Origin of the sequence: Pseudomonas sp. 21 (genome assembly GCF_000955805.1) — a bacterium.
Taxonomy (GTDB): domain Bacteria; phylum Pseudomonadota; class Gammaproteobacteria; order Pseudomonadales; family Pseudomonadaceae; genus Pseudomonas.
Genome location: NZ_JYOA01000007.1, coordinates 347,988 through 370,199, shown reverse-complemented (window position 1 = coordinate 370,199; position 22,212 = coordinate 347,988). Strand labels below are relative to the sequence as shown.

The following is a 22,212-nucleotide window of genomic DNA, read 5'->3' as shown; positions in this document are numbered from 1 at the left end:
TCTTAGGATGAGATAACGCCATGAGCTTCAACATCGCCCTGACCGGCCTGAACGCCGTCACCCAGCAGCTGGACACCATCAGCAACAACATCGCCAACTCCGGCACCGTGGGCTTCAAGTCCTCGCGTACCGAGTTCGGCAGCGTCTATGCCGACAGCAAGGGCATGGGCGTGGAAGTCGCCGGTACCACCCAGAGCATCAGCCAGGGCGGTTCGCTGGTGTCGACCAATCGCGCGCTGGACCTGGCCATCTCCGGCGGCGGCTTCTTCGTGGTCAAGAGCGGCAACGGCGACACCCAGTACACCCGCGCCGGCGTGTTCAGCCAGGACAACGCCAACTACCTGATCAACGCCACCGGCCAGCGCCTGCAGGGCTACCCGACCGACGCCGCGGGCAACCTGCTGGTGGGCACCGTCTCCGACCTGCAGGTGAAGACCGCCAACCTGCCGGCCAAGGCCACCGACAAGCTGGAGTTCGTCGCCAACCTCGACTCCAACGAGAAAGTGCCGACCGTCTCGCCGTTCGACCCGCAGAAGGTGGAGACCTACAACTCCACCTACACCAGCAAGATCTACGACTCCCAGGGCAAGGAACACACCCTGACCCAGTACTTCGTGCTGACCGGCACCAACACCTGGGACGCCCACTACGCAGTGGACGGCAATGCCGTTGGCGCCACCCAGTCGCTGACCTTCGCGCCGGACGGCTCGCTATCCTCGCCGATCGCCTCGGTGCCGGTGAGCTTCACCCTGCCGGGCGTCGATCCGATGAACATCGCGCTGGACTACACCGGCACCAGCCAGTACGGCTCGGACTTCGTCGTCACCACCAACCGCACCACCGGCTACGCCGCCGGCGAGCAGACCGGCATCGCGGTGGAGAACGACGGCAAGGTCTACGTCAACTACAGCAACGGCCAGCGCATGCTGCAGGGCCAGGTCGCCTTGGCGAACTTCATCAACAGCGGCGGGCTGCAGAACCAGAGCGGCACCGCCTGGACCGAGACCTCCGCCTCCGGCGCCCCGCTGATCGGCGTGCCCGGCATCGGCCAGTTCGGCTCGCTGTCGGCCGGCAACCTGGAAGGCTCCAACGTCGACATCACCCAGCAACTGGTGGGCCTCATGGAAGGCCAGCGCAACTACCAGGCGAACACCAAGGTGATGACCACCGACAAGGAACTCACCCAGGTCCTGTTCTCGGCCATCTAAGGAAACCCCATGGATCGTCTCGGCTACACCGCGATGACGGCGGCCAGCCGCAGCATGTCTGCGCTGGACATCCGCGCCAACAACCTGGCCAACGTCAACACCCCCGGCTTCCGTGCCGACCTGGAACACGCCACCGCCGTGGACGTGAGCGGCGCCGGCTACGACAGCCGCCACCTCGCGCGCATCGAGAGCAGCGGCGTCGACATGAGCGCCGGCACCCTGATGGCCACCGGTCGCGACCTCGACGTCGCGATCCAGGGCAGCGGGCTGCTCGCCGTGCAGAGCGGCAACGGCGAGGCGTACACGCGCCAGGGCAACCTGGAGATCGACGCCGACCGCCAACTGATGATCAACGGCCGCGCCGTGCTTGGCGAGGGTGGCCCGATCACCCTGCCCGAGTACGACGCCATCGCCATCGGCAGCGACGGCACCATCTCGGTGATGCCGCGCGGCGATTTCATGATGACCGACGTCGACCGCCTCAAGCTGGTGGACGCCCCGGCTGCGTCGCTGGTGAAGAACGCCCAGGGCCTGCTGGTGAGCAAGGACGGCCAGAACGTCGCCGCCAGCGAGGACGTGCGCCTGGTCTCCGGGCACCTGGAGCAGAGCAACGTCTCGGCCATCGAGCAACTGGTGGGCACCATGAGCCTGAACCGGCGGTTCGAGACCCAGGTAAAGATGATGAAGGCCGCCTCGGATCTCGCCGAGGCCGGCGACCGCATGATCCGTGGCGGCTAACGCGCGGCGCGCAGACAGGAGCACAACATGAGTTCGGCACTTTGGGTCAGCAAGACCGGCCTGGCGGCACAGGACACCGCGATGTCCACCGTGGCCAACAACCTGGCCAACGTGAACACCGTCGGCTTCAAGAGCGACCGCGCGGTGTTCGAGGACCTGTTCTACCAGGTGCAGCTGCAACCCGGCGCCCAGGCTGACCAGGTCAACACCGTGCCGTCCGGCATCCAGCTGGGCAGCGGCGTGCGCGTCGTCGGCACGCAGAAGGTGTTCACCGAAGGCAGCATGCAGACCACCGGGCAACCGATGGACCTGGCCATCGTCGGCAGCGGCTTCTTCCAGGTCGAGGCGCCCAATGGCGACACCTACTACACCGAGAACGGCCAGCTGCAACTGAACAACGAAGGCATCGTGGTCAACGCCCAGGGCCTGCCGCTGACGCCGAACATCGAAGTGCCGGCCGGCGCCAGCCGCTTCACCGTCGGCAGCGACGGCATCGTCACCGCCATCCTCCCCGGCGAGACCCTGCCCACCGAACTGGGCCAGATTACCCTGGTCAACTTCACCAACCCGGCGGGCCTGGAAGCCATCGGCGGCAACCTCTACAAGGAAACCGCCGCCAGCGGCGAGCCGCAGGAAGGCACGCCGGGCGAGGAAGGCCTGGGCACCCTCAAGCAGGGCGTGCTGGAAGGCTCCAACGTGCAGGTGGTGGAAGCGATGGTGAACATGATCGCCATCCAGCGCGCCTACGAGGCCAACGCCAAGGTGCTCGACGCTGCGTCGGGCATGCAGCAGTTCCTCAACCAGACGGTCTGACGATGACGCGCCTTGCCCTGCTGCTCGCCCTGGCGCTGCTCGCCGGCTGCCAGAGCTTCGAGGAGATGCTGCCGGACGAGGATTCCTCGACCTACCAGCCCCCGGAGCTGGACTACAGCCAGCCGCCGACCACCAGCGGCGGCCTGTTCCGTTCCGGCTACGGCGGCTCGCTGCTGCGCGACAAGCGCGCCATCGGCGTCGGCGACATCGTCACCGTGGTGCTCAGCGAGTCCACCCAGTCGAGCAAGAGCGCGGGCACCAGCTTCGGCAAGAAATCCAGCCTGGACGTGCCGGTGCCGACCATCCTGACCAAGGAATACGGCGGCCTGGAAACGTCGGCCACGGCCAACCGTGACTTCGACGGCTCGGCCAAGAGCTCGCAGCAGAACACCCTGACTGGCTCCATTGCCGTGACGGTGCACAAGGTACTGCCCGGCGGTGTGCTGCTGGTGAAGGGCGAGAAATCCCTGCGCCTGAACCAGGGCGACGAGTTCATCCGCCTCACCGGCCTGGTACGCATCGACGACATCAACCGCTCCAACCAGGTGTCCTCGCAGAACGTCGCCAACGCCAAGATTTCCTATGCCGGACGCGGCGTGCTCAACGACAGCAATTCGGCCGGCTGGCTGACGCGCTTCTTCACCCATCCGCTGTTCCCGATGTAAGCAGGCGAGCCCTTCATGCGTAGAACTCTTTCCCGCCTGCTGGCGACGGCCTGCCTGTTCTGGCAGGCCGAGGCGCTGGCCATCCCGCTGCTCGACCTCGTGGACATCGAAGGCGTGCGCGAGAACCAGCTGATCGGCTATGGCCTGGTGGTCGGCCTGGACGGCACCGGCGACAAGAACCAGGTCAAGTTCACCAACCAGTCGGTGGCCAACATGCTCAAGCAGTTCGGCGTGAACCTGCCGCCGAACGTCGATCCGAAACTGAAGAACGTCGCCGCCGTGAGCGTCACCGCCAGCGTGCCGCCGTCCTACAGCGCCGGGCAGACCATCGACGTCACCGTGTCCTCGCTGGGCGACGCCAAGAGCCTGCGCGGTGGCCTGCTGCTGATGACACCGCTGCAGGGCGTGGACGGCGAAGTCTATGCGCTGGCCCAGGGCAATCTCGTGGTTGGCGGCTTGCACGCCCAGGGCCAGAGCGGCTCCAGCGTGTCGATCAACAGCGCCAACAGCGGCCTGATTCCCAACGGCGCGACCATCGAACGGATGATCCCCAGCGATTTCGCCCAGCGCCCGGACGTGATGCTCAACGTGCGCAAGCCGAGCTTCCAGACCGCCACCCAGGTGATGAACGCGGTCAACGAACGCTTCGGCTCCGGCACCGCCACTGCGCTGGACGGCACCAAGGTGTCGGTGCGCGCGCCGGTCAGCAGCGCCCAGCGCACCAGTTTCATGGCCATGCTCGAAGGCATGGAGGTGCAGGAAGGCCGTACCCGGCCCAAGGTCGTCTTCAACAGCCGCACCGGCACCGTGGTGGTCGGCCAGGGCGTGCGCGTGAAGGCCGCCGCGGTGGCACACGGCACGCTCACCGTGACCATCAGCGAGAACCCCCAGGTCAGCCAGCCGGGGCCGTTCTCCAACGGCACCACGGCGGTCACGCCGCAGTCGGACGTGTCGGTCAGCCAGGACAAGAAACCGATGTTCAAATGGCCCGAAGGCACCAGCCTGGAAAGCATCATCAACACGGTGAACAGCCTGGGCGCCACGCCGGATGATGTGATGAGCATCCTCCAGGCGCTGGAGCAGGCCGGCGCGCTGAATGCCGAGCTGGTGGTCATCTGATGAGCATCACCTCGCTCAATCGCCCCATCGTTCCCACCGGCCAGCCGGGCGAGTCGCCCGAGCAGGTGCGCCGCGAGCAGTTGCAGGCCGCCTCCGAGCAGTTCGAGGCGATGTTCCTGCAGCAGATCCTCAAGCAGATGCGCAAGGCCGGCGACGTGCTGTCCGCCGGCAGCCCGCTGCGCAGCCGCGACCTCGATACGATGCGCGACTTCTACGACGAAGCGCTGGCCGAGCACCTGGCCTCGCGCAAGCAGACCGGCATCGCCGACCTGCTGGTGCGCCAGCTTTCCGCCGAGCCCACCGATACTGCCGAACCTGTCGCGCTCGCCGATGGCGGTGAGGCGCTGCGCCGCCCCTCGGTGTCCAGCCGCAACCCGCTGGTGGATACCTGGCAGCGCGGCGTGGACCGTCTCGCCCACGCCTGGCAGCAGGGCAGCGCCGGTTTCCGCACGTTGGTGGACAGCGTGATCGGCCAGGAATCCGGCGGCAACGCTGCCGCTGTTTCGCCCAAGGGCGCGCGCGGCCTGATGCAGTTGATGCCCGATACCGCCCGCGAAGTGGCCGGCGAGCTCGGCCTGCCTTACGACGAGCAGCGCCTGACCAGCGACCCGGCCTATAACAAAGCCTTGGGCAGCGCCTACCTGGGCAAGATGCTCGACCGCTACGACGGCCAGCACGTACTCGCCCTGGCCGCCTACAACGCCGGCCCCGGCAAGGTGGACGAGTGGCTGAAGAACAACGGCGACCCGCGCAGCGGACAGATCGGCATGGCCGACTGGGTGCGCAGCATTCCCTACGACGAAACCCGCGACTACACCCTCGGCGTGCTCCGTCGGGTGCGCGAGGCCCAGGCGCCGGCACGCATGCCCGGCAGCGGACTGTCGCCGGAGAGCGGCCTGAAGCACGCGCCGCAGGAAGGATTTAAGCGCCACGCCGATTCCGTCGCCTATCAGGGACAACAGCCCGAATTTGTTTCCCGACCGGCCTCGGCGGCCTTTGCCCAGCCGATCCGCCTCGAGTCGAAGGAGAATGCCTCTTGAGTATGTTGAGCCAGATCGGCTACAGCGGCCTGCGCGCGGCGCAGATCGCCCTGGCTACCTCCGGCCAGAACGTCGCCAACGCCAACACCCCCGGCTTCAGCCGGCTGAACCCGGTGCTTGCCTCGCTGGCCGGCGAGGGTGGCCTGAACGTCGGCGGCGGCGTGACGGTGACCAGCATCCGGCGCATGGCCAACGACTTCCAGAACCAGCAGCTGTGGCGCGCCACCACCGAGCAGAGCTACTACGACAGCGGCCAGCAGTACCTGTCCGCGCTGGAAGGGCTGATGGGCGGCGAAGGCTCGAGCATCAGTGTCGGCCTGGACAACTTCTTCGCCGCGCTCAGCGAGGCCACCGCCACCCCCGGCTCGGTCGCCCTGCGCCAGCAGATCGTCAACGAGACGAAGAACCTCGCCCAGCGCTTCAACGGCCTGTCCGGCAACATCGACAGCCAGCTGCGTGCCCTGCAGGAGCAGCGCGGCTCCATGGTCGGCGAGATCAACGGGCTGACGTCCAACCTCGCTGCGCTGAACAAGCAGATCGTCGAGGTCGGCTCTTCCGGCGGCGACACCACCGCGCTGCGCGACCACCGCGAGAGCCTGGTGGCGGATCTGTCCAAGTACGCCTCGATCCGCGTCAACGAAGTGGCCGACGGCTCGCTCACCGTGTCGCTCGCCAACGGCCAGCCGCTGGTAGCGGGCAACTCCGCCGGGCAACTGGCGATCAGCCGCACCGCCACGGGCGAGCAGGAAATCGCCCTGACCTTCGCCGGCACCAGCTTCCCGCTGGCCCAGGACGGCATGGGCGGCTCCCTCGGTGCGCTGTTCGACACCGAGTACGACACCCTGCGACCGAACCAGACCGCGCTGCACGAGATGGCCGGACAGTTCGCGCAGATGGTCAACGACACCCTGGCCAACGGTTTCGATCTCAACGGCAACCCCGGCCAGGCGCTGCTCACCTACAACGCCGGCAGCACCACGGCGATGCTCAGCGTGAACGACCTCAAGCCCGAGGAGCTGGCGCTGTCGGACACCGCGGGGGAGTCCGGCAACAACGTGAACCTGCTGGCGCTGCTCGATCTCAAGGGCCAGTCGATCACCCTCGACGGCAGCCAGGTGACCCTCAACGACGCCTTCGCCGGCCTGCTCGGCAAAGTTGCCAGCGCCAGCCGGCAGAACCAGGCCGACCAGAAGACCGCCACCACCGTGGCCAGCCAGGCACAGGCCAGTCGCGACAGCGTCAGCGCGGTGAGCCTGGATGAGGAGGCGGTCAACCTGATCACCTACCAGCAGGCCTACCAGGCCAACATGAAAGTCATCAGCACCGCCAAGGAGCTGTTCGACTCGATGCTCGCGGCCTTCTAAGGGCCATTGCGAAGGAAAGCAGCATGCGCATTACCAATGCACAGATCACCGCGCTGATGGGCGGCTCGATGAACAGCAACTCGGCGGCCCTGGGCAAGCTGATGCAGCAGATGTCCAGCGGCCAGCGCATCCTCCAGCCCTCCGACGACCCCATCGCCAGCGTGCGCATGCTGCGCATCCAGCGCGAGGAAGCGAGCCTGGCGCAGTACCGCACCAACATCGGCAACGTCTCGGGCAACCTGTCGACCCAGGAAACCAACCTGCAGGCCACCTCCGACGCGATGCTCAACGTGCGCGACCTGCTGCTCTGGGCGGCCAACGGCTCCAACACCGGCGGCGACCTCAACGCCATGGCCGGCGAGCTGGAGAACATCGAGAAGACCATCGTCAGCTTCGTCAACGTGCGTGACGAGGAAGGCCGCTACCTGTTCTCCGGCACCCTGAGCGACACCGCCGCGGTGACCTACGAACCGCTGACCGATACCTACGTCGCCACCGGCAACGACAAGTCGCGCCAGGCTGCCGTGGCCAACGGTGTGCAGGTGGAAGAGAACGTCACCGCGCTGGGCGTCTTCGGCAGCAACATGGACTTCCTCAACCAGCTGCATGCCACGGTGAAGATGCTCAAGGACCCGGCGCTGGATGTCGCCGACCCGGCGGTACACGCGCAGATCGCCGCGACCATCGACAGCCTCGACAGCGCCCACGACGGCGTGCTCGGCGCCATCACCGAGCTGGGCGGCCGGCAGAACACCCTGACCATGCTCAACTCGAGCAACGAGGAAGTCTCGCTGGTGAACCAGAAGATCAACGGCGAGCTGTCGCAGCTGGACTATGCCGGCGCGACCATCGACCTGAACACCTACCAGCTGGCCCTGCAGGCGACGCAGAAGACCTACCTGAAGCTCAACGACCTGTCGCTGTTCAGCCGCCTGTAAGTTTCTTCGTAGGGGAGCCGGGCCGCACCGCAAGGAGGTCTGGACGCCAATCGGCGGCGCAGCGCCCGGTTCCCCTACTTTTTATCCCGCCTCCGCCCGGCCCTTGCGCCGGGCGGAGGCACATCGGTGCAGAGGTCACCATGAAGGTCATCAAGCAACTGCCGGCCGCCGCCGTCTTCGACCCGAGCGCCCGCCGCGACGTCATCCTGCCCTCCACGGGTGAGCGGCAGAACGCCCTGCGCAAAGGTGAGGAAAAAGGCGAGAACGCCGCACAGATGGCGCGCGGCGCGCAGAAGAGCGGCAGCTTCAACCTGCAGCTCAACCAGCAGTTGTCGTCCATGCAGTCCGCCGACAGCTACCTGGGCGACCTGCAGGACCGCCTCGGCGGCCTCAAGCTCAACCTCAGCCGCGAACTCAGCGCGCCGCAATCCCAGGACCGCGAGGGCGTGCGCCAGGCCACCCGGCAGGTCAACGAGCTGCTGGAGCAGCGCGCCCAGCGCTCGGACGGCAGCCTCGACGCCAACTTCCGCCTGCGCCTCAACGAACCGGTGCGCAGCCGCTTCAGCCTGGAGGGGCTGGAGTCGGTGGAAGCGATCCAGCGCTCCGGCAAGGAAACCCTGCTGTTCAGCGCCGGCCGCCAACTCGCCGAACCGGCGGCGGTGGTGCTGGACGACGGCATGAGCACCGAACAGGTGCTGCGCCGCTTCAATGCGACACTGGGCCAGGCCGGCATCCGCGCCGAACTCGATAGCGATGGCGCGTTGAAGTTCTCCGCGCCCGAGGCCGACTGGCAGCAGCTCAAGGGCCAGCTGGCGGTGCAGGGCGAAGGCAAGCTGTTCGCCAAGGGCAAGAACACCCGGCTGAAAAGCCAGGAAGAAGGGCTGCTGGCATTCCCCACCGAGGTCAGGACCGATGCCTTCCGCGAGCAGCGCCAGTTGCTCGATTCGGTGGTCTCGGCGCTGGATCGCATCGGCGGCCTGCGCGACCAGTTGCGCCACCGCCAGGACGACATCCGCGACTTCCTCGACCGCCACGCCAGCGAGGACGAGCGCGAGTGGGCGCACACCTTCGCCGCCTCGATGCTCGACCGCATGGGGCGCAGCGCGACGCATTACAGCGCAGCGGCGCAGACGGTGGTGGCGCAGGCCAATCTCAGCCGCTTTGCGGTGGTGAGCCTGCTGGCGTGATTCGCTTGGGTCTTTCGCAGGGCGCATAACGCGCCAGCGTTATCCGCCGCGCGGGTTGCGGCGGATAACCTGTTCCAGGTTATGCGCCCTACGTTCTGGCCTGATGGATTCAAGGGCGTCCTGCGGACGCCGATCGCGGGCGTGGCCCGCTCCTACAGGGATTCAGCGTAGGAGCGGGCCACGCCCGCGAACCGCACGGCACCTGATTCCAGGCAAAAAAAAGGCGGAGCCCAGCTCCGCCTTTTCCATTTCACTCGAAGTGATCACGCCAGCTTCAGCAGGCCCATGCCCAGCACCAGCATCGCCAGGCCGACCCAGCCGCGCCACACCAGGCGCTGGCCGAAAAGCGCCCAGCCCATGGCGACGGTGGCGAGGATGCCGAAGCCGCCCCAGATGGCGTAGGCCACCGACAGTTCGATGCCGCGTACCGCCTGCGACAGCGCGGTGAACGCGCCCAGTACGCAGAGGATCGAGGCCACGCCGATGGCGCGTTTGCGGAAGCCGTCGGAGTACTTCAGCAGCAGGTTGGCGATCACTTCCAGGACGATGGCCAGGCCCAGCCAGGCCATCGGAATCAGGTCATGGTTCAGCATGTGACAGCCTCCATGTTCTCCTCACGCTTACCGGTACGGGTGCCGGACTTCACCAGCAGGATGCCGGCGATCATCACGGCCAGGCCCAGGGCCTTGTCCAGGCTCAGGTGCTCGCCGAGGAAGAAGGCGCTGACCAGGGTAATCAGCACGATGCCGATGCCTTCCCACAGGGCGTAGGCCACGCCGACCGGCACGCGCTTGATGGCCAGCGACAGGAAGTAGTACGACAGGCCGATCATCAGGTACATCAGCAGCAGCCCGGCGACCGGGAACAGCGTGTGGGTGAATTTCATCGAGGTGGTGCCAACGACTTCAAAGCCGATGGCGGCAAACAGATAGATCCAGGAACGCATGGTGGAGCCCTCCCACGGGCAGCCGCGCGCAGTCTCGCTGAGAGCATCCTTGCGGCGGTTTCGGTTCGGGTTTCGTGGCGCCGACTCGGGCGGCAATCACCTGGGAGTGTTCGCCGCACTTGGCACCACCAACAGGTAGCAGCCGAAGGGAGGAGCTAGAGGTCGCCGGTCCAGTGACGCTCGCGCGACACCAGGCGGGAAGTGGGGAGAGGTAGAGCCTTGATGTTCAACATAATGAACATATTGTGCCAAATTTCAGGTCGCCTGGCAAATCGACCGCCTCTGTTCCGGGGCGAGAAGCCCATATTCCGGCACTTCAAAAACCTGCTGGAAGCAGCGCGCAGCCAGGGTTGTGCAATATTTTGTTCACCCTGTTTCGCCTGCGACAGCACGCCACAGTCATGACCTGCGCCAGGCCGCTTTCTGCTCCGGCCTGTTAGCATCCAGCATCGATATCCCGTCGGAGACTGTGATGATCGCCCTGCGAGAAGCCTGGAAGGCCGGACTCTTTGGCCGTGAGCACTGGACGCGCAACCTGGTGGCCGGCGTCATCGTCGGGGTGGTCGCGCTGCCGCTGGCGATGGCCTTCGCGATTGCCAGCGGGGTGAAGCCGGAGCAGGGCATCTATACGGCGATCTTCGCTGGCGCCCTGGTCTCGCTGCTGGGCGGCAGCCGGGTGCAGATCGCCGGGCCGACCGGCGCCTTCATCGTCATCCTCGCCGGGGTCACCGCCAAGTACGGCGTCGACGGCCTGCAGATCGCCACGCTGATGGCCGGCGCGATCCTCGTGCTGCTGGGCGTCAGTCGCCTGGGCAGCATCATCCGCTTCATCCCCGCGCCGGTGATCGTCGGCTTCACCGCCGGTATCGGGGTGATCATCTGGGTCGGCCAGTGGAAGGACTTCTTCGGCCTTCCCGCCGTGACTGGCGAACACTTCCACCAGAAGCTCTGGCACCTGATCCAGGCCCTGCCGCAACTGCACCTCGCGACGACCCTGCTGGCGCTGCTGAGCCTGGCGCTGGTGCTGTTCACCCCGCGCATCGCCGCGTTGCGCCGGGTGCCCGGCCCGCTGGTGGCGATGGTGGTGGTGACGGCCATCCAGTCGCTGTTCCACTTCGACGGCGTGGCCACCATCGGCAGCGCCTTCGGCGGCATTCCCCAAGGCCTGCCCAGCTTCAGCCTGCCGGAAGTGACGCTGCCGCGCGTGCTCGAACTGATCGGCCCGGCCTTCGCCATCGCCATGCTCGGCGCCATCGAATCGTTGCTCTCGGCGGTGGTCGCCGACGGCATGGCCGGCACCCGCCACGACTCCAACCAGGAGCTGATCGGCCAGGGCATCGCCAACCTGGTCACCCCGCTGTTCGGCGGCATCGCCGCCACCGGCGCCATCGCGCGCACCGCGACCAACATCCGCAACGGCGGCAACAGCCCGCTGGCCGGGATCACCCATGCGGCCACGCTGGTGCTGATCCTGCTGTTCCTCGCGCCGCTGGCCTCGAACATCCCGCTCTGCGCGCTGGCGGCGATCCTCTTCGTGGTGGCCTGGAACATGAGCGAGGCGCGGCACTTCCTGTTCATGCTCAAACGCGCGCCGCGCGCCGACGTAGCCATCCTGCTGGTGACCTTCCTGCTCACCGTGTTCAGCGACCTGGTGATCGCGGTGAACATCGGCGTGATCCTCGCCATGCTGCACTTCCTGCGGCGCATGGCGTCCTCGGTGGAGGTACACGCCGAGGATGGCCCCGAGCTGGACGTGGAGTTGCGCGGCCGTGGCCTTGGCGACCTGCCGCCGGGCGTGCTGGTGTACAGCATCGAGGGGCCACTGTTCTTCGGCGCGGCGGAGACCTTCGAGCGCGCGCTGGCCAAGACCCACACTGACCCGAAGGTGCTGATCATCCGCCTGCGCCACTTGCCGTTCATGGACATCACCGGCCTGCAGACCCTGCAGGAGGTGATCGAGCAACTGCAGCGGCGGGGCATCGAGGTGCGCCTGTGCGAGGCCAATGCGCGGGTGCTGGGCAAGCTGCGCAAGGCGGGTGTGCTGGAAGAGATCGGCGCGGGGTATCACCCGGATTTCCCGGCGGCGCTCTCTGCCGTAAGTCAACCGGCTGCGTAGGAGCGGACTCTGTCCGCGATGGGTATCCGGCGCGATGCGGACCGATCGCGGACGAAGTCCGCTCCTACCCAACGATCAGCGGTGCAGCAGCCCGTAGGGCGGATAACGCCCCAGGCGTTATCCGCCCTACATCAGGATCAGCCCTGCATCAGCTCCGCCAGCAGTTCTTCCTTGAGCTTCGTCAGCACCGGCTCCCCACGCTCGCGCGGATGCGGCAGGTCGACCCGCACCTCATGGCGAATCCGCCCCGGCCGGGCGTCCATCACCACCACCCGGTCGCCCAGGTACAGCGCTTCTTCCACGTCGTGGGTGACCATGATCATGGTGCTGCGCTGCTGCACCCAGATGCGTTGCAGTTCGTGTTGCAGGCGCACGCGGGTGAGGGCGTCGAGGGCGCCGAAGGGTTCGTCGAGCAGCAGCACCTTGGGCCGGGTGATCAGCGCGCGGGCGATGGCGGCGCGTTGCGCCATGCCGCCGGACAGCTGGTGCGGGTAGGCCTGTTCGAAACCGGTCAGGCCCACCAGTTCCAGGTGATCGGCCACGAGTTCGCGCTTCTCGGCGCGGCTGAGCTTCTGGTTCTTCAGCGCCAGGGCGACGTTGTCTTCCACGGTCTTCCAGGGGAACAGGCGGTGGTCCTGGAATACGATGCCGCGTTCCAGGCTGGTGCCGGTCACGGCCTGGCCGTCGAGCAGGATGCGCCCGCTGTAATCGTTTTCGAGGCCGACGATGAGGCGCAGCAGGGACGATTTTCCGCAGCCGCTGGCGCCGACGATGCTGACGAATTCGCCGGGGCGCACGTCGAGGGAGATGTTCTCCAGCACCGGCAGGCTGCGCCCGTCGATGGCGTAGGCCTTGCTCAGGCCCTGGATGGCCAGTGCGCCCGATTGCGCCTGCTGGGCGGGAAGGATGGCGGGGTCGAGGATCGCGTTCATGGTCTGGGCACTCATGGCAATAAGGGTCAGCGCAGGTTGCGCCAGCGCAGCAGGTGGCGGGCGAGGCGGGCGAACAGCTGGTTCATGGCGTAGCCGAGCAGGCCGATGCTGAGCACGCCGATCACCACGATCTCCATGCGCGAGCCGGTCTCGGCGTTCATCATCAGGTTGCCCAGGCCCATGCCGGTGGAGAGGAACAGCTCGCAGCCCACCGAGCTGACCCAGGCGAAGGCCAGCGCGTGCAGCACCCCGTTGCTCAGGCTGGGCAGCGCGCCGGGCAGCAGCACTTCGCGGAACTGCTGCCAGGGACCGAAGGCATACAGGCGGCCCACTTCGCGGTAGCGCTTCTCCACGTCGCGGAAACCTTCGAAGGCGTTCAGCGTCATCGGGTAGAAGGCGGCGAGGCTGACGATCAGCACCTTGGACGGCTCGCCGCTGCCGAACCACAGGGCGATCAGCGGGATCAGGCCGAGGATCGGCACCTGGCGGATCGTGTGGTACAGCGGTGCGAACAGCCGCTCCACGGGGCGCGACAAGGCCATCCCGGCGCCCAGCGCGAAGCCGGCGAGCACGCCGATCAGCAGGCCCAGGCAGGTGCGTTGCAGGCTGGCGGCGACGCTCAGCCACAGCTCGCCGGTGCGGATCAGCTCGGCAAAGCCGGCGCCGATGCGCTCCAGCGGGACGAAGGCATAGGCGGCGCTGGCGCCCTGTTGCGACTGCCAGTGCCAGGCGGCGATCAGCAGCGCCGGCAACAGCAGCCCGCGAAGGCTCTTGAGAAAGCGGATCATGGTGTCGGTCTCCAGCGCAGCAGGCGCTTCTCCAGCAGGCGGAAGGCGAAGTCGAGGGCGAAGCCGATGGCGCCGGTGACGATCACCCCGACCATCACGATGTCGATGCGCAGCATCTGCCGGCTCAGCTCGATCATCTGCCCCAGGCCGCTGTCGGCGGCGAGCAGTTCGGCGGCCACCAGCACCATCCAGGCGCGGCTCAGGCTGATGCGCAGGCCGGTGACAATGGGCGGCGCGGCGGCGGGGAAGGCGACGTCGCGCAGCAGGCTCCAGAGTGGCAGGCGGTACACGCTGGCGACCTCGAAATAGCCGCGCGGGATGCCCTTCACGCCCTCGCTGGCGGCCAGCGCCACGGGGAAGAAGGCGGCCTTGGTGACGATCAGCACCTTGAAGGTTTCTTCCACGCCGAAGAACAGGATGAACATCGGGATCAGCGCGATCGACGGCACCTGGCGCAGCGTGTGGAACAGCGGCGCGCAATAGGCTTCCATGGTCTTCGACAGCGCCATGGCGGTGCCGAAGATGAGGCCGCCCAGTGCGCCAATGCTGAAACCGATGGCCAGGCGCGACAGGCTGTTGACCACGTGCTCGCGCAGTTCACCGCTGGCCAGCAGGTCCTGGAAGCTGGTCCAGACTTCCGCCGGCGGCACCAGCAACTGCGGCGGGAACCAGCCGGCGCGGGCGGCGACGAACCAGGCCAGCAGCAGGAGCAGCGGGGACGCGAACCAGCTCAGGCGGTCCAGGGTACGGTCAAGCATTCAGCCCTCCTGTCCGAGCAATGGCCCGGCGTTCTGGCGGCGCTGCTTGCGTTGCCAGCAGAACAGCGCAGCCAGCAGCACCAGGGGAATCCAGCAGAGGAACAGGTTGCCCAGCCCGACGAAGTGGCTGATCGCCCCGCCCAGCAGCGCGCCGGAGAAACTGCCGGACATGGACGCCAGGTTGAACAGCCCGGAAATCTTGCTCTTGTCCATGGCGTGCTCGCCCAGCTGGGCCATGTTCACCAGGTGGATCAGCGCCGCCGCCGCGCTGAGCAGTACGCCGCCCAGTGCCAGCAGCCAGTAGTTTTGCGCGCTGCCGAGCAGCAGCAGGGCGGCGAGCGCCGCACTGAGGCTGCCGACGTAGGCCAGCTTGCGGCCGCTGCGCTCGATCAGGTAGCCGAAGCCGAACAGGCCGAGCACCGAGGCCAGGCCCTGGATCATCACCAGGCTTACTGCCTGGCCTTGCGACAGGCCGGCGACTTCCATCGCCAGCAGCAGGATGAAGGTGCCGAACAGCGCACTGGTGGCGGCGCTGAGCAGTTCGATCAGGCAGCTCTCGGCGATCTCGACATTGGCCAGCATGGCGCCGACCTGTTGCAGCAATCCGCCGGTGGCGGCGGCCACGGGAACGTCTTCAGCGGGCGCCTCGCCTTCCCAGAAGCCGAGGCTGTAGAAGGCCATCAGGCCGAAGCACAGGCCGATGGCGGCGAAGCCCCAGGTGAAGCTCGCCGCGCCGCTCAGCCAGTTGCCCAGCAGCGGCCCGAGCAGGCCCATGCCCAGGGTTAGCGAGCCGCGGTACCAGCCGGCCTTGTCGTTGCCGATGCGCTTGAGCTGGCGCAGGAAGGCACTGTTCATGGCGACGATGCGGAACGGGATGCACAGGCCGATCAGCAGCCGCGCGAACGCCAGCCACAGCCAGCCGCCGAACAGCGGGATGGCCAGGTTCAGCAGCATCGGCCCGAGGCTGGCGAGGAAGTACACCCGGCGCGCACCGAAGCGGGCGATGACGAAGCCGGCGGGCAGGGTGAGGATCACCATGCCGAGGGCTTCCATCGCCGAGATGATGCCGATCTGCATGGCATTGGCGCCGATGCTGATGGCGTAGAGCGTGGTGACGATCTTCGCCATGCCGATGGTGGCGCCGCTGAACGCCGCCAGCAGCATGAAGTTGAGCAGGAAGGCGCCGGGCCGCGTGGTGCTAGATGGCGACATCGATCTTCCCCAGCAGGGCTTCCAGCGGGCGCGGATCGATCCAGTCGTCGACGCTGAAGTTGGCGCCAATGAACTCCCAGCGCTGGAGGAACGCAGTGAGGTCGCGCAGGGCGTTGATCGAGCGCTCGGCGAGGTTGGTCTGCAGGCGCAGGTGCGCGTCCTCGCCATAGGCGCTGGCCACCCAGAATTCGCTGGTGTTCAGCTCGCGGGCGAGGAAGCGACGGGTTTCTTCCGGGTGTGCCCAGGCCCACTGCTCGGCGCGCAGCACGCTGTCGAGCACCAGTACGGCGGCGTCGAAGTGCTCGTCCAGCAGTTGCTGGTCGACGGTCAGGGTGCGCGGTGTGCCGATGTTGGAGCGCACCAGCGGCTCGGGGTGCGAGCCGACGTCCATCACCACGTGCAGGCCGAATTCGTGGGCCAGCTGCAGGCCGTGGGCGCCCTTGAGGAAGATCGCGTCGATGTCGCCGCGCAGCAGGCCGATCAGCTCGTTGTTGCGCTGCACCACGCGGTTGCCCTTGAGCGCCACCTGGGCGCCGAACACATGGCGCACGGGGTCGTCGCTGAAGGTGCCGCCGTAGGGGTAGTCCACCAGCTCGACGTCACGCACTTCCAGGCCTTCCAGGCGCAGGGCGTTTTCCAGGCCGCGCAGGGACTGGGCGCGGGTGAAGTCGATCTGCACGTTGGCCCACTTCGGCAGGCCGAAGCGCCGGTGGCGCAGGTCGCGAATGCTGCGCACGCCGCTGTCCGGCGCGCTGACGATCAATTGCACCTCGTCGCTCCACGACAGCCCGATCACCCGCGTGCGCGCGCCGCTGGCGCGGGCCCAGATCGACGGGATGTTGCCGCCGTGGCGCACGGAATAGGGCAGGTGATGGTCGAAGTGCGCCTCGCGCACCTCGCGTTCGGAGGACTCGCGCAGCGACTGGATGCGCGTGCCGAAGGGACGGAAGGCCTGGGCCAGGCGCCCGGATTCGACAGCGATGCCGAGGCCCGTTGGGACGGGGCTGTGGGTGTACCAGAGGGTTTCCAGCGGTGTGCTCATGGGTGTCCGTCGGGGGATGAAAGCCCCCGCGCCGGCGCGCGGGGGCTCAGGTCGGGAAACAGAGGGAGTCGCCCTCGTGACGTTGGTCAGCCGGCCTTTTGCGCGAGGCGGCTGCGCAGGGTTTCCAGCGGGCGCGGGTCGATCCACTCACGCACGTCGAAGCTCGCCGGGACGAAGTTCCAGCGGTGCAGGAAGTCGGTGAAGTCCTGCAGGGCGAGGATCGAGCCTTCGTCCAGGTTGGTGCGCAGGCGCAGGTGGGCGTCTTCGCCGTAGGCGGTGGCGACCCAGAACTCGCTGCTGTTGGTTTCCCGTGCCAGGTAGCGGCGGGTGTCGTCCGGGTGCTGGTGCGCCCAGTCCTCGGCGCGCAGTACCGAGGCGAGGATCGCGGTGGCGGCGTCGGGGTGCTGCTCCAGCAGGTTGAGGTCGACGCTCAGGGTGCGCGGCGTACCGTTGTTGGCGCGGATCAGCGGCTCGGGGTGCGCGCCGGTGTCGATCACCGTGTGCAGGCCGAACTGCTGTGCCAGCTGCACGGCGTGGGCGCCCTTGAGGAAGATCGCGTCGACTTCGCCACGCAGCAGGCCGACCAGTTCCGGGTTCTGGCTGCGCCGGCGGCTGCCGCCGTGGCCGGTGATGCCGACGATGTTGCCCGGCGCCTCGTCGCTGAAGGTGCCCTTCAGGCCGAAGTCCACCAGCTCCAGGTCGCGCACTTCCAGGCCTTCCAGGCGTAGGGCGTTTTCCAGGCCGCGGATGGCCTGGGCGCGGGTGAAGTCGATCTGCGCGCCGCTCCAGTCCGGCAGGCCGAAGCGCCGGCCCTTGAGGTCGCGCACGGTGCGGATGCCGCTCTCGGCGGTGGTCAGGATCAGTTGCGCTTCATCGGCCCAGGACAGGCCGATCACACGGGTCTCGCGGCCGCTGGCGCGGGCCCAGATGGCCGGGATGTTGCCGCCGTGGCGCACCGAGTTCTGCAGCGTGTGGTCGAAGTGCGACTCGCGCACCGCCTGGTCGGCGGACTCGCGCAGCGACTGGATCTGCGTGCCCTGCTCGGCCAGGGATTCTTCCAGCCAGCCTTTCTGCACGGCGATGCCGAGGCCGGTGGGAACCGGGCAACGGGTGTACCAGAGGGTATCGAGGGGACGGGACATGTGCAGCTCCTTGTGGGTCAGGCGCGGGCCTTGAGTTCGTGGACGTCGGCGCGTTTGCCCTGCACCAGCGGCAGCACTTCCTGGCCGATGCGCAGGGCTTCTTCCAGGTGCGGGTTGCCGGCGAGGATGAAGGTGGAGAAACCGGCGTCGCGGTATTCGGCGAGGCGCTCGGCAACGTTCTCGTGGCTGCCCACCAGGCCGATGGTCGGGCCCGGCTTGGCCTTGCCGAAGCCGGCCCAGAGGTTGGGGCCGAGGATCAGGTCGTCGAAGCGCTCGACGTTCTGGTGGTAGGCGGTCTGCCGCGCGGCGCCGACGGAGTCCGAGCCGGTGGCGAAGTTCTTGATGAAGGCGCTGGTGCGCGCGTCGATGCGCTCGTACTGGCGGCGCAGCTCGCTCCAGGCGGCCTCTTCGGTCTCGCGGGCGAACAGGTCGATGCGGATGCCGAAGCGGATCTCGCGGCCCTGCTTGTCGGCCAGCTCGCGCACGCGCTCTAGGTGCGGCTTGAGCTTGTCGATGGGCTCGGCCCAGTTCAGGTAGACGTCGGCGTGCTTTGCCGCGACGTCCAGCGCCGGGTCCGAGAAGCCGGAGAAGTACACGCCCGGCTTGCGCACGTTGCGCAGCGCGATGGGCAGCGAGCCGTTCTCCAGCTGGTAGATATCGCCCTGGTAGGAGAACTGCTCGTTCTTCCACAGGCCGTCGATGATGTCGAGGAACTCGCCGGTGCGCTGGTAGCGCTTGTCGTGCTCGAGGAAGTCGCCGTTGGCGCGCTGGCTGGCGGGGTTGCCGCCGGTGATGATGTTCCACTCCAGGCGGTCGCGGGACAGGTGCTGGAGGATCGCTGCCTGCTGTGCGGCGTAGGCGGGCAGGGTCCAGGCGGCCTGGAAGGCGATGAGGAACTTGATCCGGCGGGTCTCGCGGGCCAGGGCGGCGGCGGCGATCCACGGCTCCGGGCCGGTGGGCAGCAGCGCGCCCTCGAAGCCGGCGATCTCGGCGGCCTTGGCCACCTGGGCGATGTAGTCGATGTAGGTGAAGCCGTCCGGCTCGCCGTTGGGCAGGCGGCCCGGAGCGATGTTGCCGGGGCGCTCGATGTGGCTGCCGCGGTTGTTCTTGTCCGAGGCGAGATAGGGACCGTCGCTGCCCAGCGGCAGTCGCCAGAAGAATTCGGTGCTCATGGCCTTGCTCCTTTACGTGGCGGGGGCAGCGTCGTGCTGCTCGTGCAAGGTGTTGAGCAAGGGCTGTGCCCAAAGGCTGCAGGCCAGGCCGTGCGCGGCTTTCAGGGTGGTGTGCTGCTGCGGCAGCAAGGCGTTTGTCTGTACAGCAGCAGTGGGTCAGCAGGGGATGCTGGGCGGGCAGCAATTTCGCCCGTTCAGCCAGGCGTGGCGCGCCGCCGCTGGCTTGATTGCTTTCTAACCTGTTGATTAATAGTGATATTTTTTAGTGGCACAAGTCCTGCTCAGTCACTGGAACACCGCCACGCGGTTCATCCATCCCGACTGCCAGGAGGCACTCCATGTCCACCCTCGATCCGCAACTCGCCAGCCAGCTCGAACAGGTCCGCCGTGACTTCGCCAAGGCCTTCCGCGTGCTCAAGGAAAGCCGCACCCTCACCGCCACCAATACCTACCAGGCCTATGTGCGCGTGCCGGACAGCGACCAGGTGATCGCCGTCCACGCGCCGAATCCCTGGGCCGACGACCAGGAAATCCGCGCGGTGATCTCGACCTATGACGGCGAGGTGATCCTCGACGAAAGCATCGCCGGAGCGACCCCGCTCAGCGGCCGCGGTGCCGGCGGCAACGGCAAGCGCTATGCGGCGATCTTCCAGGCGCGCCCGGAAATCAACGTGGTGATCCACGTCCACACGCCGTACCTCGGCGGCTGGGCCAGCGCCCACCGCGTGCTGCCGATCCGCTACGCCGCCTCCCAGCGCGTGACCCTGGCCCGCGAGCTGCCGATCTACATCGACCGCCGCCAGCCCGAGCCGCTGTTCATCCTCGACAAGCTCGCCGAGAACCCGCACACCCCGGCCATCCTCGAAGCCAACGGTGGCGCGACCTTCTGGGGCGAGGACCTGATCAAGGCCTCCAAGCTGATCCTGCTGATCGAAGAAGGCGCCTACTTCCAGGGCCTCGCCGAAGGCCTCGGCGGCTCCCGGGAATTCGGCCCCGGCGTGCTGGAGCAGCAATGGAAGATGACCGGCCTCTGGGAGCAGGGCCAGAAACTGCTGGGCGCGGCGGCCTGAGTTTTTGCCGCAAACAAAAAGCCCTCTTGCGAGGGCTTTTCTTTTGCTGTTCGTAGGAGCGAGCTTGCTCGCGAACCAAGTCCGCCGCAGGGTTTGTTCGCGAGCAAGCTCGCTCCTACACATGTGCGCTCAACTGCTGGTGCGTCTGCGCGCGGCGCGCTCGAAGACATTCTCTGCCCATTGGTTCAGGCTCTTGCCGGACGCCTTGGCTGCAATGGCGGCGGCGGCGTGCACTTCCGGCCGGATGCGCAGCATGATCTTTCCGGAGGCGGGCTTCTCCGGCTCTACGCCACGCTCGGCACAATCGGCGAGGTAGTCCTCGACCGCTTCCTGTAAGGCAGCGTGCAAACCGCCGACACTGTCGGCATGGAAGCTGATGATGTCATGCACGCCCAGCAGCCGGCCGACGAAGAGATCGTCACGGTCGTCGAATTCGATACGGGCGGTGTAGCCCTTGTAAGACATGCGGCTCATGTTTCCACTCCAGCCCGACGCAGGAATTCCCGGGCTTCTTCGACCTGGTAGCGCTTGGCTTCCTTGCCCGGATGCGGGCGATGGCAACGCCAGGTTTGACCCTGCAGCATCAGCTTCACCCGCGAACCCTCGCGCTCTTCGACAGCGCCGCCCAAATGCAGAATCAGAGCTTCGATGTCGGTAAAGACTATCGATGCACTGGTTGGCGTGCGGAATATCATTACGAGGGTTTTTCGGTGGCGACTTTGCATCTGGAAATGCTATCGCTTGATGATAGCATTTTATGCCCGTGACGCGCCCATGATCCGAGTGGATCGTCGAGCTTTTCTGTAGGAGCGGAGTTCGCCCGCGATTGGCTCGCGGCGCGCTGGAGGCTATCGCGGACGGAGTCCGCTCCTACGCTCAGGTCACGGCTTGGCAGCGACGGAAGGCCCGGCGCTGCGCTGCCAGAAGCTCTCCAGCTGCAGATTCTTCAACCCCTGCTCGACAAACTTCGGCTCCAGCAGGTCGTCCACCTTCACTTCGTTGCGGATCAGCTTCGCCTTCAGGCTGTAGGCGATGCCATCGGTGTAGTGCTGGCGCAGGGCGTCGTCGTAGAGCGGGGAGAAGTGCGCAGGCCAAGGCTCGCCGGAGACTTCTCGTTGCAGCACGCTGACCGGCACGCCGGAGCGTGACTGCGCTTCCTGGTACGCCGCCTGGTTGGCGTCCTGGGAGACCCACCACGCGGCCTTCAGGTAGGCGTCCACCACCAGTTGGGTGAGGTCCGGGTGAGCCTTGACGAAGTCCCGCGCGCCCCAGACTTCGGCGCGCATCTTCCAGTCGGCCGGCGCCTCCTTGCTCGACCAGATGACGCGGCCGACCTGCTTGTCTTCCAGCAGGAAGGCGTCGCTGAGGGTGAAGAAGGCGTCTACTCGCCCGGCGCTCAATGCGGCGGCGCCGGCCTGCGGGTTGAGGTTGAAGATGCGGAAGTCCTCGAAGCCCAGGTGGTTGGCTTCCAGCAGCTTGGCGAACGACAGTTCCCACGGCCGGCCACGGTGCAGGGCGATGCGCTTGCCCTTGAGGTCGGCGATGGATTTCGCCGTGGAGCCCGGCGGCACCACCAGGTAGACGTTGTTGCCGATGCCGCCGGGAACGATCAGTCGGGTCTGCACGCCCGAGGCGTTGGCGATGATCGACGGCAGGTCGCCGTAGAAGGCGAAGTCGATGCGCCGGTTGGCGAACTCTTCGTTGACGAAGGTGCCCACCGAGCCCGTCGCCGCAGGCACCCACTCCAGCTTGATGCCGCGCCTGGCCAGTTGTTGCTCCAGCCACTTGTCGCGGTCGATCACGTAGGACGGGCCGTTGAAGGTGATTTGTCCGGCGTTGGCATAGGCCACTGTGGCGATGCGCAGGGTGGTCGGCTGCTCGGCGGCCAGGACGTGGCCCGCGAGCAGCACGGCGGCGGCCGGCAGCAGCCGGCGCAGCGCGCGATGCAGAAGGTTCATGGAG

Annotated in this window: 23 protein-coding genes; 11 read left to right on the top strand and 12 right to left on the bottom strand. The window is 67.1% G+C overall.

The features are described from left to right. Window positions 1-20: 20 nt before the first annotated feature. The 9 genes from flgE (at window position 21) to UB43_RS17150 (ending at window position 9,072) form a co-directional block, all read left to right on the top strand. On the top strand, window positions 21-1,208 hold the full coding sequence (gene flgE / locus UB43_RS17190) for a flagellar hook protein FlgE (protein ID WP_045213285.1): 1,188 nt from the start codon (window positions 21-23) through the stop codon (window positions 1,206-1,208). 9 nt (window positions 1,209-1,217) lie between these two features. Further along, window positions 1,218-1,946 (top strand): flagellar basal body rod protein FlgF, encoded by a 729-nt coding sequence (locus UB43_RS17185; RefSeq protein ID WP_045213283.1) that lies wholly within the window; start codon window positions 1,218-1,220, stop codon window positions 1,944-1,946. A 27-nt stretch (window positions 1,947-1,973) separates the two neighbouring features. Continuing rightward, window positions 1,974-2,759: a flagellar basal-body rod protein FlgG gene (gene flgG / locus UB43_RS17180; protein WP_045213281.1), complete on the top strand. Its 786-nt coding sequence runs from the start codon at window positions 1,974-1,976 to the stop codon at window positions 2,757-2,759. 2 nt (window positions 2,760-2,761) lie between these two features. Beyond that, complete coding sequence (gene flgH / locus UB43_RS17175; protein WP_045213279.1) at window positions 2,762-3,424, top strand: flagellar basal body L-ring protein FlgH; 663 nt, start codon at window positions 2,762-2,764, stop codon at window positions 3,422-3,424. Between the two features lie 15 nt (window positions 3,425-3,439). Then, complete coding sequence (locus tag UB43_RS17170; protein WP_045213277.1) at window positions 3,440-4,543, top strand: flagellar basal body P-ring protein FlgI; 1,104 nt, start codon at window positions 3,440-3,442, stop codon at window positions 4,541-4,543. Further along, window positions 4,543-5,583: a lytic transglycosylase domain-containing protein gene (locus tag UB43_RS17165; protein WP_045213276.1), complete on the top strand. Its 1,041-nt coding sequence runs from the start codon at window positions 4,543-4,545 to the stop codon at window positions 5,581-5,583. Before UB43_RS17170 ends, UB43_RS17165 begins: the two co-directional genes overlap by 1 nt. Beyond that, window positions 5,580-6,947 carry a flagellar hook-associated protein FlgK gene (flgK, locus tag UB43_RS17160; protein ID WP_045213275.1) on the top strand — a complete coding sequence of 456 codons (1,368 nt, stop codon included), beginning with the start codon at window positions 5,580-5,582 and terminating at the stop codon, window positions 6,945-6,947. The genes UB43_RS17165 and flgK overlap by 4 nt, the downstream gene beginning before the upstream one ends. 23 nt (window positions 6,948-6,970) lie before the next feature. Further along, on the top strand, window positions 6,971-7,885 hold the full coding sequence (gene flgL / locus UB43_RS17155; RefSeq protein WP_045213273.1) for a flagellar hook-associated protein FlgL: 915 nt from the start codon (window positions 6,971-6,973) through the stop codon (window positions 7,883-7,885). A gap of 140 nt (window positions 7,886-8,025) precedes the next feature. Further along, the gene (locus tag UB43_RS17150; RefSeq protein ID WP_045213272.1) at window positions 8,026-9,072 is read left to right on the top strand and encodes a hypothetical protein; all 1,047 of its coding nucleotides are present in this window, start codon (window positions 8,026-8,028) and stop codon (window positions 9,070-9,072) included. 263 nt (window positions 9,073-9,335) lie between these two features. Here the strand turns inward: UB43_RS17150 and mdtI are convergent, their stop codons facing one another. Beyond that, on the bottom strand, window positions 9,336-9,665 hold the full coding sequence (mdtI, locus tag UB43_RS17145) for a multidrug/spermidine efflux SMR transporter subunit MdtI (protein WP_045213270.1): 330 nt from the start codon (window positions 9,663-9,665) through the stop codon (window positions 9,336-9,338). Further along, a complete protein-coding gene (locus UB43_RS17140; protein WP_045213264.1) occupies window positions 9,659-10,018 on the bottom strand; it encodes a multidrug/spermidine efflux SMR transporter subunit MdtJ in 360 nt (119 codons plus the stop codon). Before UB43_RS17140 ends, mdtI begins: the two co-directional genes overlap by 7 nt. A 472-nt stretch (window positions 10,019-10,490) precedes the next feature. Between UB43_RS17140 and UB43_RS17135 the strand changes: the two genes are divergently transcribed. Then, entirely contained in the window at window positions 10,491-12,134 is a 1,644-nt protein-coding gene (locus UB43_RS17135) for a SulP family inorganic anion transporter (protein ID WP_177329802.1), read from the top strand. A gap of 137 nt (window positions 12,135-12,271) precedes the next feature. Here the strand turns inward: UB43_RS17135 and UB43_RS17130 are convergent, their stop codons facing one another. From UB43_RS17130 to UB43_RS17100, 7 genes are all read right to left on the bottom strand, one after another. After that, entirely contained in the window at window positions 12,272-13,066 is a 795-nt protein-coding gene (locus UB43_RS17130) for an ABC transporter ATP-binding protein (protein WP_045213261.1), read from the bottom strand. Between the two features lie 26 nt (window positions 13,067-13,092). Beyond that, window positions 13,093-13,854, bottom strand: a complete 762-nt coding sequence (locus UB43_RS17125) for an ABC transporter permease (protein WP_045213260.1) — start codon at window positions 13,852-13,854, stop codon at window positions 13,093-13,095. After that, window positions 13,851-14,612 (bottom strand): ABC transporter permease, encoded by a 762-nt coding sequence (locus UB43_RS17120; protein WP_045213259.1) that lies wholly within the window; start codon window positions 14,610-14,612, stop codon window positions 13,851-13,853. Before UB43_RS17120 ends, UB43_RS17125 begins: the two co-directional genes overlap by 4 nt. After that, complete coding sequence (locus UB43_RS17115; protein WP_045213256.1) at window positions 14,613-15,824, bottom strand: MFS transporter; 1,212 nt, start codon at window positions 15,822-15,824, stop codon at window positions 14,613-14,615. Continuing rightward, a complete protein-coding gene (locus tag UB43_RS17110) occupies window positions 15,811-16,866 on the bottom strand; it encodes an ABC transporter substrate-binding protein (protein WP_045213255.1) in 1,056 nt (351 codons plus the stop codon). The genes UB43_RS17115 and UB43_RS17110 overlap by 14 nt, the downstream gene beginning before the upstream one ends. A gap of 86 nt (window positions 16,867-16,952) precedes the next feature. Continuing rightward, window positions 16,953-18,008 (bottom strand): ABC transporter substrate-binding protein, encoded by a 1,056-nt coding sequence (locus tag UB43_RS17105; protein WP_045213253.1) that lies wholly within the window; start codon window positions 18,006-18,008, stop codon window positions 16,953-16,955. 17 nt (window positions 18,009-18,025) lie between these two features. Then, window positions 18,026-19,180, bottom strand: coding sequence for an LLM class flavin-dependent oxidoreductase (locus UB43_RS17100; RefSeq protein WP_045213251.1), 1,155 nt, complete (start codon window positions 19,178-19,180; stop codon window positions 18,026-18,028). Window positions 19,181-19,518: 338 nt separating this feature from the next. Here UB43_RS17100 and UB43_RS17090 point away from each other — a divergent pair, with 338 nt between their 5' ends. Next, window positions 19,519-20,250 (top strand): class II aldolase/adducin family protein, encoded by a 732-nt coding sequence (locus UB43_RS17090; protein ID WP_045213248.1) that lies wholly within the window; start codon window positions 19,519-19,521, stop codon window positions 20,248-20,250. Between the two features lie 129 nt (window positions 20,251-20,379). Here the strand turns inward: UB43_RS17090 and UB43_RS17085 are convergent, their stop codons facing one another. From UB43_RS17085 to UB43_RS17075, 3 genes are all read right to left on the bottom strand, one after another. After that, window positions 20,380-20,724, bottom strand: coding sequence for a type II toxin-antitoxin system HicB family antitoxin (locus UB43_RS17085; protein ID WP_045213247.1), 345 nt, complete (start codon window positions 20,722-20,724; stop codon window positions 20,380-20,382). Then, window positions 20,721-20,975, bottom strand: coding sequence for a type II toxin-antitoxin system HicA family toxin (locus UB43_RS17080; protein ID WP_045213246.1), 255 nt, complete (start codon window positions 20,973-20,975; stop codon window positions 20,721-20,723). The genes UB43_RS17085 and UB43_RS17080 overlap by 4 nt, the downstream gene beginning before the upstream one ends. A gap of 156 nt (window positions 20,976-21,131) precedes the next feature. Beyond that, window positions 21,132-22,208, bottom strand: a complete 1,077-nt coding sequence (locus UB43_RS17075; RefSeq protein WP_052969556.1) for an ABC transporter substrate-binding protein — start codon at window positions 22,206-22,208, stop codon at window positions 21,132-21,134. Window positions 22,209-22,212: the final 4 nt, after the last annotated feature.

What these genes read in the sequence shown, in the direction of transcription:
- UB43_RS17125 (WP_045213260.1), bottom strand. Translation starts at nt 13,854, where the DNA reads ATGATCCGCTTTCTCAAGAGCCTTCGCGGGCTGCTGTTGCCGGCGCTG.
- UB43_RS17150 (WP_045213272.1), top strand. Translation starts at nt 8,026, where the DNA reads ATGAAGGTCATCAAGCAACTGCCGGCCGCCGCCGTCTTCGACCCGAGC.
- mdtI (WP_045213270.1), bottom strand. Translation starts at nt 9,665, where the DNA reads ATGCTGAACCATGACCTGATTCCGATGGCCTGGCTGGGCCTGGCCATC.
- UB43_RS17100 (WP_045213251.1), bottom strand. Translation starts at nt 19,180, where the DNA reads ATGAGCACCGAATTCTTCTGGCGACTGCCGCTGGGCAGCGACGGTCCC.
- flgE (WP_045213285.1), top strand. Translation starts at nt 21, where the DNA reads ATGAGCTTCAACATCGCCCTGACCGGCCTGAACGCCGTCACCCAGCAG.
- UB43_RS17115 (WP_045213256.1), bottom strand. Translation starts at nt 15,824, where the DNA reads ATGTCGCCATCTAGCACCACGCGGCCCGGCGCCTTCCTGCTCAACTTC.
- UB43_RS17075 (WP_052969556.1), bottom strand. Translation starts at nt 22,208, where the DNA reads ATGAACCTTCTGCATCGCGCGCTGCGCCGGCTGCTGCCGGCCGCCGCC.
- flgH (WP_045213279.1), top strand. Translation starts at nt 2,762, where the DNA reads ATGACGCGCCTTGCCCTGCTGCTCGCCCTGGCGCTGCTCGCCGGCTGC.
- UB43_RS17110 (WP_045213255.1), bottom strand. Translation starts at nt 16,866, where the DNA reads ATGAGCACACCGCTGGAAACCCTCTGGTACACCCACAGCCCCGTCCCA.
- UB43_RS17080 (WP_045213246.1), bottom strand. Translation starts at nt 20,975, where the DNA reads ATGCAAAGTCGCCACCGAAAAACCCTCGTAATGATATTCCGCACGCCA.
- flgL (WP_045213273.1), top strand. Translation starts at nt 6,971, where the DNA reads ATGCGCATTACCAATGCACAGATCACCGCGCTGATGGGCGGCTCGATG.
- UB43_RS17140 (WP_045213264.1), bottom strand. Translation starts at nt 10,018, where the DNA reads ATGCGTTCCTGGATCTATCTGTTTGCCGCCATCGGCTTTGAAGTCGTT.
- UB43_RS17120 (WP_045213259.1), bottom strand. Translation starts at nt 14,612, where the DNA reads ATGCTTGACCGTACCCTGGACCGCCTGAGCTGGTTCGCGTCCCCGCTG.
- UB43_RS17130 (WP_045213261.1), bottom strand. Translation starts at nt 13,066, where the DNA reads ATGAACGCGATCCTCGACCCCGCCATCCTTCCCGCCCAGCAGGCGCAA.
- UB43_RS17085 (WP_045213247.1), bottom strand. Translation starts at nt 20,724, where the DNA reads ATGAGCCGCATGTCTTACAAGGGCTACACCGCCCGTATCGAATTCGAC.
- UB43_RS17135 (WP_177329802.1), top strand. Translation starts at nt 10,491, where the DNA reads ATGATCGCCCTGCGAGAAGCCTGGAAGGCCGGACTCTTTGGCCGTGAG.
- UB43_RS17165 (WP_045213276.1), top strand. Translation starts at nt 4,543, where the DNA reads ATGAGCATCACCTCGCTCAATCGCCCCATCGTTCCCACCGGCCAGCCG.
- UB43_RS17105 (WP_045213253.1), bottom strand. Translation starts at nt 18,008, where the DNA reads ATGTCCCGTCCCCTCGATACCCTCTGGTACACCCGTTGCCCGGTTCCC.
- UB43_RS17185 (WP_045213283.1), top strand. Translation starts at nt 1,218, where the DNA reads ATGGATCGTCTCGGCTACACCGCGATGACGGCGGCCAGCCGCAGCATG.
- UB43_RS17170 (WP_045213277.1), top strand. Translation starts at nt 3,440, where the DNA reads ATGCGTAGAACTCTTTCCCGCCTGCTGGCGACGGCCTGCCTGTTCTGG.
- UB43_RS17090 (WP_045213248.1), top strand. Translation starts at nt 19,519, where the DNA reads ATGTCCACCCTCGATCCGCAACTCGCCAGCCAGCTCGAACAGGTCCGC.
- flgG (WP_045213281.1), top strand. Translation starts at nt 1,974, where the DNA reads ATGAGTTCGGCACTTTGGGTCAGCAAGACCGGCCTGGCGGCACAGGAC.